The sequence below is a fragment of the Kurthia zopfii genome, from assembly GCF_003143955.1.
Lineage (GTDB): Bacteria > Bacillota > Bacilli > Bacillales_A > Planococcaceae > Kurthia > Kurthia zopfii.
Genome location: NZ_QFVS01000059.1, coordinates 1 through 9,114, shown reverse-complemented (window position 1 = coordinate 9,114; position 9,114 = coordinate 1). Strand labels below are relative to the sequence as shown.

9 protein-coding genes are annotated in these 9,114 nt (G+C 35.2%); 4 read left to right on the top strand and 5 right to left on the bottom strand.

Going from position 1 to position 9,114, the window contains the following annotated elements; all coding sequences use genetic code 11:
• A partial coding sequence (locus tag DF281_RS15130) for an IS3 family transposase (protein ID WP_338084919.1) occupies positions 1-90 on the top strand: 90 nt, incomplete at its 5' end.
• A 56-nt stretch (positions 91-146) separates the two neighbouring features.
• Here DF281_RS15130 and DF281_RS13930 read toward each other — a convergent pair.
• A complete protein-coding gene (locus tag DF281_RS13930) occupies positions 147-989 on the bottom strand; it encodes an HNH endonuclease (protein WP_109350872.1) in 843 nt (280 codons plus the stop codon).
• A gap of 141 nt (positions 990-1,130) precedes the next feature.
• Between DF281_RS13930 and DF281_RS13925 the strand changes: the two genes are divergently transcribed.
• Together DF281_RS13925 and dcm are read left to right on the top strand one after the other, a co-directional pair.
• The gene (locus tag DF281_RS13925) at positions 1,131-2,603 is read left to right on the top strand and encodes a Sau3AI family type II restriction endonuclease (protein WP_109350871.1); all 1,473 of its coding nucleotides are present in this window, start codon (positions 1,131-1,133) and stop codon (positions 2,601-2,603) included.
• Positions 2,604-2,713: 110 nt separating this feature from the next.
• Positions 2,714-3,964: a DNA (cytosine-5-)-methyltransferase gene (gene dcm / locus DF281_RS13920; protein WP_109350870.1), complete on the top strand. Its 1,251-nt coding sequence runs from the start codon at positions 2,714-2,716 to the stop codon at positions 3,962-3,964.
• Between the two features lie 34 nt (positions 3,965-3,998).
• Here the strand turns inward: dcm and DF281_RS13915 are convergent, their stop codons facing one another.
• The 4 genes from DF281_RS13915 to DF281_RS13900 form a co-directional block, all read right to left on the bottom strand.
• Complete coding sequence (locus DF281_RS13915; RefSeq protein ID WP_109350869.1) at positions 3,999-4,550, bottom strand: hypothetical protein; 552 nt, start codon at positions 4,548-4,550, stop codon at positions 3,999-4,001.
• Positions 4,547-6,352: an oligoendopeptidase F gene (gene pepF, locus DF281_RS13910; protein WP_109350868.1), complete on the bottom strand. Its 1,806-nt coding sequence runs from the start codon at positions 6,350-6,352 to the stop codon at positions 4,547-4,549. Before pepF ends, DF281_RS13915 begins: the two co-directional genes overlap by 4 nt.
• Before the next feature lie 116 nt (positions 6,353-6,468).
• On the bottom strand, positions 6,469-6,774 hold the full coding sequence (locus DF281_RS13905) for a hypothetical protein (RefSeq protein WP_109350867.1): 306 nt from the start codon (positions 6,772-6,774) through the stop codon (positions 6,469-6,471).
• A 62-nt stretch (positions 6,775-6,836) separates the two neighbouring features.
• A complete protein-coding gene (locus tag DF281_RS13900; RefSeq protein ID WP_109350866.1) occupies positions 6,837-8,078 on the bottom strand; it encodes a dicarboxylate/amino acid:cation symporter in 1,242 nt (413 codons plus the stop codon).
• A gap of 242 nt (positions 8,079-8,320) precedes the next feature.
• Between DF281_RS13900 and DF281_RS13895 the strand changes: the two genes are divergently transcribed.
• On the top strand, positions 8,321-8,947 hold the full coding sequence (locus tag DF281_RS13895; RefSeq protein WP_240605555.1) for a Bax inhibitor-1/YccA family protein: 627 nt from the start codon (positions 8,321-8,323) through the stop codon (positions 8,945-8,947).
• The last annotated feature ends 167 nt before the right edge of the window (positions 8,948-9,114 follow it).

Genomic DNA, 9,114 nt, shown 5'->3' with positions numbered 1-9,114 from the left:
ATGACGTATTACAATCATTATCGTGGTCAGTGGAATTTAAAGAAGCTGCCGCCTGTAAAATACAGACAGCAGCTTCAACAAGTTTCCTAGTCTTTTTCAAAATGTCCTTTACAAAGGGTACACTTTAAATTTGGAGGGGGTTTTTGTTATAATATTGAGTAGTATGAAAACAATCTATCTTGATCGATTGGAACTTCAAAATCCGAAAAAAATGATTCTCTTTTTTTGTATAGTTTTTGTAATAGCTCTATTTTTTCTGCATCGTTAGCAAAATGAATTAAGCGATGGCAGTTTGGGCAAAGAGATACAATATTACTCGAACAATCAATAGAATAATTAAAGTATTTCTGAGCAGAAACTGGTATTAAGTGATGTGCCTCCATATATTGTTTATTGTTCGATTTAGCTAAGAATGTGGAATGTGTATTATCGATTTCACAGCACCAATTTGCTAATTCTTTTGCTTTAGTAGCCTCTATAATACTTCTTTCGTATTTCTGTGTTATGTATTCTTTTTGTTCAGGTAGATCTAATTGAGTTTCGTAAATTCCAATAGATGAATCTTTAATAATACTGTTGGATTTTGAAAGAACATAGTCAATTTCATTTTGTTTTATTAAATCCTCTTGATTAATAGGAACTTTAGTTTCAACAAATTGATTGTAACAATTAATAGTGGCATTGGGGAATCTGTCTTCTGAAATATTGTATTGTTTATACCCCTCAAGTTGTCGAATTTCTAAAAGACGATTATTAATGTCTAATAGATCTTCGGAATTTACCTGATTAGTATGGTACTCTTCTGAAAGGACTAGTAATTTTAAGACGTACCTTCTATATGAAGATGCTTTACCACTACCTATCACTGATTTTCCAGCTTTAGCTGTTAAATCCTCCGCATACTTTTCAAATTCTTCTAGAAGTTCCATGAACATATTCTTTAGTTCTTTAGTTCTTTTTTCATTGGCAGCAACTTTTCGAAAAATCATAAATTATACATCTCCTAAATATATTTAAATTATACCAATATTATACTATAATTGATTTTAGATGGATATAAATACATATATTAATAAGGGAAATATGGATAAATAAAGAATAAAAGAGTTTGTAGGAAAGGATGATAAAAATTGGTACTTCAATATGATGATACAGATCCGTTAAGCATAGAGCGGTATGGTAAGAAATTAGTTGGGAAAACTTTTGGGGAAGTTATTTCAGATTCGAAGTTACCGTATGATGCAAAACAAAAGTTGTTTGAATCATATGGGAATAAAAATCGTAAAGGTGGGCTTGGGAATTTAATTGAAGAGCTTCACTTTGAGTATAAAGCGAACAGTGATCAAAATGCAGACTTCCCAAAAGCAGGAGTGGAACTAAAAGCGTCACCCTACAAAATTTCTAAGAAACAGAAGTTAAGTGCTGGGGAAAGAATGACAGTTACGATGATTGATTATAATAATCCAGTTGAAGAAGATTTTGAAAAATCACATGTATTTGAGAAAATCGAGAAAATTCTAATGGTTTACTATTTACGCGATCGTTCATTACCAAGTAATTTAGATTACTCGATTGATTATGTGAAATTATATTCGCCGACTGAAGAGGATTTATTAATTATTAAAGAAGATTATAAGAAAATTAATGACAAGATAAAAGCAGGGAAAGCCCATGAATTATCTGAAGGGGATACTGTTTATTTAGGTGCGAGTACAAAAGGTTCGACTGCTGAAAAGAGTACAGTTAGTCAGTATTACAATCCAGATGTAAAAGCTAGAAAAAGAGCTTTCAGTTTAAAGAGTGGTTTCATGACACAGGTTCTAAATAATTATATTATTAAAGATAAAGATACTTACGAACCAATCGTAAAAAATCCTCTTGAACTGAAAGAAAAATCCTTTGAAGAAATCGTTAAGGACAAAATCGAGCGACATATTGGAAAATCTGATGAGCAACTTTGTTTAGAATTGAATGTTGAAAATAATAATAATAAAGGGAAATGGAGTACACTTGCTTTTCGTATGCTTGGAATAAAAAGTAATAAAGCCGAAGAATTTAGAAAAGCTAATATTATTGTGAAAGCGATTCGAATAAACGAAGCTGACACTATTATAGAAAGTAGTCCGTTGCCTACAATGCCGCTTTCAGAAATTGCTGTTGAAGAATGGGATGAATCACATCTTAATAATTACCTTGAGGAATCCAAGTTTTTATTTGTTGTTTTTAAAGAAGAAAACGGTGTATTAGTTTTAAAAGGATGTCAATTTTACAATATTCCTAAGTCACTACTTGAAGGTGAAGTTCGAAGAGGCTGGGAAAACATTCAAAAGGTATTGAAAGAAGGCGTCCAATTAACGAAGAAACAAGAAAAAAGTAGGGTCGTAATTGAAAATAACTTTCCGAAAATGAAGGATAACGAAGTCATCCATATAAGACCACATAGTGCCAAAAGTTATTATTTGTTTGAAGATGGATCAACGCATGGAGCGGGGAAAGAAATTCATTCTGATTTATTACCTGATGGTAGAAGGATGACAAAACAGAGCTTTTGGTTAAACAACAGCTTTGTTTATAGCATTTTGGAAGAACGTCTGAAAAAATGATAGTTTTTTATGATTACCTACAATATAATTAAAATCTTAAACAAAAACTTGATCTTTTCGGAGATATTTATTATAATAGAATTAACAAGCTAAGAAAGGATGTTCGCCTTATGGAAAAAACAATGAATGTTGTTGAGTTATTTGCCGGTGTTGGCGGCTTCCGTTTAGGATTAGAAAAAGCAAATAAAGAGTTATTTAAAACTGTTTGGGCAAATCAATGGGAGCCTTCTAAAAAGGTTCAACATGCATATGAATGCTATAGCAGTAATTTTACAGAAGGAATTGCGAGTAATGAAAACATTACATTGGTTCCTGACAGTACTTTTCAAAATTTAAATATTGATTTATTAGTTGGTGGATTTCCATGCCAAGACTATTCGGTAGCAAGATCTTTATCAAAAGAAGAGGGGATTAAAGGGAAGAAAGGTGTTCTTTTTTGGGATATAAAAAGAATTATTGAGAATTCCCATCCTAAATATGTGTTATTAGAAAATGTCGATCGTTTGTTAAAATCACCTTCAAAACAAAGAGGAAGAGATTTTGCAGTAATGTTGGCAACTTTCCGAGATTTACAATACACAGTTGAATGGCGAGTTATTAATGCTGCAGAGTATGGACAAGCTCAACGAAGAAGAAGAGTTTTTATTTTTGCTTACAAAGATAACCTAGATTACTCTACTGAACAGCAGCAATTCTCGATGGATCAAGTTCTTTATGAAAAAGGTTTTTTTGCGGAAACATTCCCAGTTGAGCATGAACCTTATAAAAATAGAAGAGCTACGGTAACTTTACCTTCAGATATTGTCGATATTTCTGATGAGTTTAGTTTTGAATTTCATCATGCTGGAATTATGAGAAATGGAGAAGTACATACCATTCATACTATTCCTAACTCAAAACCAGCAATAACACTTGGCGAAATCTTAGAAAATGAAGTAGATGAAAAGTATTACTTAACTGAAGCACAAATTGAGAAATTTGCCTATTTAAGAGGACCTAAAAAAATCGAAAGAACATCTGCAGATGGTCATAAATATGTGTTTTCTGAAGGTGGAATGTCTCCTGTCGATGACTTGAATTTACCAGGACGAACAATGCTTACAAGTGAAGCATCAGTAAATCGTAGCACTCATGTTGTCGAAGTTGATGGACGAAAACGCTTTTTAACGCCAGTTGAATGCGAGAGACTCAATAGTTTCCCAGATAATTGGACAGCGAACATCCCTGAAAGAATGAGATACTTTACAATGGGAAATGCGCTTGTTGTTAACTTAATTCGTGACATGGCTAAGACAATTGAAAAAATTGAAGCAAGAGAGCATGTTTCAAAAACACAATTAGAATTTGATTTAATAAAATAACCAAAAGCCCACCATTTCGAATGGTGGGCTTTACTTAATATTTACTTATGGAATAAGAAGTGAATAAAGAATCGACACGTGGTTCAGACCCAATTTTTTTCTTATCCGTATCTAAGTCCGTGTTAAAGTAAATAATGTTTTTGCCAGAGCGGTATGTGACATAATAATCCAATGTAGTGTAAGACCATTTACCTTTACCGAAAATCTTTTTAATATCTTTATAACTGACTACAAAATTATTTTGAATCGATTGAATCTTTGCGTATTTATTTCTAATAAGCGTTAAATCAGAGAGGATATTACCTTCAGAAATTATTGTGATTCCATTATAGTAATAATCTATGAAAATTGCGCCTTTGAATTCTCTCGTGTAGATTGGGTTTCCGAAAATCGCATAAGGTTTTTTATAAGGATCACCCAGTTTGATATTTTTAGACTGGAGAGTCTGACCGTGTGCTGCGAGTTTTTTCACTTGTTTTAGCTGATTCAAAACGATTTTATTGTCATTCTCTTTTGCCGTTGTAGTTTCTAAGGAAAAAGATAGAACAACGCAAACTAAGAAGAGTGAAATTAATAGTTTCTTCACTCACCCAACTCCTCTGTCAGTTCCTCCAATTGCGTAATCAGTTCACCGATGTAGGCGATGGTATTGCGTAGTGGTTCTTCTGTTGAAACGTCTACGCCTGCCATTTGTGCTAGTTGTTCAGGTGTTCTTGTGCCACCTGCTTGTAATACTTTCAACCAATCTTCAATTAAGCCTTCCTCGCCGTGTAGGATGCGTTGTGATACTTGAGTAGAGATTGTAAGCCCTGCGCTATATGTGTATGGGTATAAGCCCATATAATAGTGTGGTTGGCGCATCCAAGTGAGTTCAGCACCTTCTGTAATGTCAACTGTATCGCCCCAAAAATCTTCTAGTACAGTGCGTTTTAAGTCATTTAAAATTGGAGCGGTTACAGAACCACCACCATCGATTATTTTATACACTTCACGTTGATATGCGGCTTCAAGTAAATGTGTCACGAAATTATGGTAATACGTTTTTGAAACGATATTTGAAATGACCCAACGTTGGAAGCGTAAATCGTCACTTGATTTCATTAAATGATTGGCAAGCAACATCTCATTCATCGTAGACGGTGCTTCGATAAAGTACATAGAAGCGCGTCCGTTGAATACATTTTGATATTTATGCGCATTGTAGAAATGTCCTGCATGGCCTAATTCATGTGCCAATGTGAAAACATCACTCATTTTATCATTCCAAGACATTAGCACATACGGATGCGTACCGTATGGGCTTGAACAAAATGCGCCAGTCGATTTCCCTAAATTCGGTTCATAATCAATCCATCGATTCGCAAATGCAGTTTCCAACATTTTTGTATAATCTTCACCCATTGGTGCAAGTGATTTCATGACATAATCAATTCCATCTTCTTTAGTAACGACGGGGTCAAAGTCTGGATCTAATGAAATTTTTAAATCAGCAAAAGTCATACGATCTAAGCCATTTACTTTTTGCAGTAATTTCGCATAGCGTCGCATATGAGGTGCTAATTCTTTCGTAATTAAATCAATTTGGCGGTGGTAGAGAGTACGATCGACATATTGGCGATGTAGTAATGAATCGATGACAGAAGGGTAGCCGCGTAAATCAGACATCTTTTTCTCCGTTTGAATATGTGTGTCATATACTTTCGCAGTCGTAAATTGATAATCGCGTAATTTATTGGAGAAAGCTGTGAAGGCTGCACGTCGTTTTTCAGGATCGACTTCATGTTCCCATTCATTTTCAAATGAACTATAGCTTAGTGGGAATGACTCGCCCTGCACTTCAAAGTTCGGAAAGTTCATATCGACAGATTTCATCGTATTGTATAGAAGATAAGGTGCATCAAGAGTGCCTCCTAAAATCGCTAATGTTTTCTCGACTTCTGGATGTAGTTGATAGGGTTTATCGCGTAAAATATCGTCTAAGAAATTTCGATAAGCAGGGGCTTCCGCTTGGATTTTGCCAAGAGTCGCATCAGAAAGTAATAAAAGTTCATCTTTGAAAAATGACATAGCAGCGTAGACTTGATCACTCGCTTGATTCATTTTCGCATTGCGCATTTGACCTGTGGAATCACTGCGATCAGTTTCCATAGATAGGCGTGCGTATGTACCAAGTGTAATGAGAGGGAAGAATAGCTTTTCATAAGCGGAAAGTGCAGCAATGACAGTACTTACTTCTGAAAGATTCCCTTTGTAAATCGATTCGAAAGTTTGCGCATCTTGCACTAACTGTGATAATTGTTCATTAAATGATTCTTCGCTTGCGACTAAATCTGTTAAGTCCCAAGTATTTTCTTTTGCGACTTCTGAACGTTTCTTCAATTGTGGCATTCCAAACATCCCCTTTTTCTTTTTATATTATTCATTATATTCAAACTATTTCGGTTTGTGAAGTAAATAGCCATAAAAAAGAAACGCCCGATTCATTTCAGGCGTTTCTGAGATTATTAGTAATTTTTCTTGTTGCTTGCGAATAGCCCTACGAATAGGTCGATCAAGTACATGATGGCGATCAGCGTATGTGTAAGCCACGCAATGCCTGGAATGAAAGTTAAGAACGTCAATAGTAGAGCAATGATTGGTACAGCTTTAGAACGGCCGTTGACGAAGCGGAATAGCAGAACGATCCCGTGAATGACAAATGCGACTGTCACTGTACCAAAGCCTGTACCGAGTACTGTAAGTCCACCGATAATTGGAATAGCTAAGTAAAGCTCATATAGAAATGCGATTAATGTCGTTAAAATAAACATAGAAAAACCCCTTCCTTATTCATATAGTAATATACGAATGAGGGAGGGGAAATGTTTCAAAATTATGCTTCAGTTGTTTTCTGGGCTAATTTTGCATCTTTTTTTGCTTCACTGTTTGCTACGTATAGCGCACAAGTTAAGTCACCTGTTGAGTTAACCATCGTACGTGTCATATCTAGTAGACGGTCAATACCGATAATTAATGCAATACCTTCTACTGGAAGGCCAACAGCAGTTAATACCATTGCTAACATGATCAGACCTGCTCCTGGAACGGCAGCAGTACCTACACTCGCTAATACAGCAGTAAGCACGACTGTAACTAATTCAGGAACTGTCAGGTCGACTTGGAATACTTGAGCGATGAAGATTGTTGCAACACCTTGCATGATTGCTGTTCCGTCCATATTAATCGTTGCACCAAGCGGTTGAACGAATGAACTAATTGAACGCGGAACACCTAGTTTCTTTTGAGCGATTTCCATTGCTACAGGTAATGTCGCACTACTACTCGATGTACTGAATGATACAGCCATCGCTGGTAGATAAGCTTTTAACACTGTAATTGGGTTGCGGTTCGCCATGAATTTGATGGCGCCACAGTAAACGACGAATAAATGAACAGCTAATCCTAATAATACGACTAACATGTACAGTAGCATCGCTTTTAAAGCACTCCAGCCCATTGAACCAACAGCTGATGCGATTAAACCGAAAGTACCGAATGGAGCGAATTTCATAACTAAATTTACTAGGAACATCATAATCTCGTTCCCTTGTTCCATTAATTTACCAACGCCTTCAACTTTTTTGCCTAGTAAGCTAATTGCTAAGCCGACAAAAACTGCGAAGAAGATAATCTGAAGCATCGAACCTGATGCCATTGCTTCAATTGGGTTCGTCGGAATAATGCCTAGGAATGTTTCTGAAGCAGGTGGCGCAGTTGTTGCTTTGTACTCTAAGTTTTCTGTACTGAATGAACCTGCAAGGCCTGGCTTTAAGATTAAAGCTAAAATAATTGCGATTGTAATGGCAATTGCAGTTGTTGTTAAGAAGAATGTAATTGTTTTTACGCCAATTCGACCTAGTTTTTTAGGATCTCCGATATTTGCGACACCCGTCACAATCGAGAAGAATACAAGTGGTACGACTAACATTTTAATTAAGTTTAAGAAAATAGTGCCAAGTGGCGTAAATACATAACCGTCTAATGGTTTAAACACGCTTGGGAAAAATGAGTTAATAATAATTCCGACAATAACACCAAATGCCAATGCAAACAGTATGCGTTTTGCTAATTTCATAGATTCAGCTCCTCAAATAGTTGAATTCATACAATTTCAATTCTTTATGTATTACATAACATTATGTTACATATAAAAGAGTTTTATGTATGTTGTACTAGTATAGCGAAAAAATAAAACAAATGAAAGCGTTTTTATAAAAAAATCTGAAAATGCGAAATTATAAAAGAATAGTTATATATGAAACTTTTCATGAAATTATGCGTATAATAATCATTAATCAAATTAGAGGAGTCTTGAAATTGAAACAACAACAATTCAATAAAGTGTTAAAATTTTTCACGATTTTATGGGCTTTCACAGCAGTGGGCTTAGCGATTGGTACAGTCATTCCGCCAGCTCTAGTCATGCCGATTAGTATCGTAACATTAGTATTACTCGTGTTAATGATGTTCAGTCGAACAATGCGTAGAATGGGAAGAATCATCTCGATTATTGTCGCAACTTTAACAGGTATTACAATGTTTAGTTTATTAAACTTCTATTTAGGTACTTTAGGTGGGGGATTAGTACTTCTAATCTTCGGTACGACTGCGGTGATCTTTATAGTCGCTGGTTTAGTCGGTTACTTCACGAAGAAGGATTTAAGTAGCTGGGGTAATATTTTATTCATCATCTTAATTGGTATGGTTGTCTTCTCAATCATTGCGATTTTCGTGAATTTCTCATCATTCGTTTGGGTAATTGTGAGTGGTTTAGGTGTTATTCTATTCACGGTTTATACGATTTTCGATATGAATCAAGTGGCGAAAAATCCAATTGCGGATGAAGATGTTCCAATGATTGCATTGAATCTTTATCTAGATTTCATTAACTTATTCCAGAATCTTTTACGCTTTGTTTACAACTTAAAAGAGTATTTGAAATAAGTGTCATAAAAACTGCCAATAATACAATTTTATTGGCTTTTTTTAACATCTGTTCGGTAGAATTCCCCCATCTTCTATAAGTGGGGGATGAATACCGTTCAGTTTGAGGGTTACCGTTGGTAACTCGAAAACTGATATAAAGGTCTTATCGCCATTTTCTTTTAGCT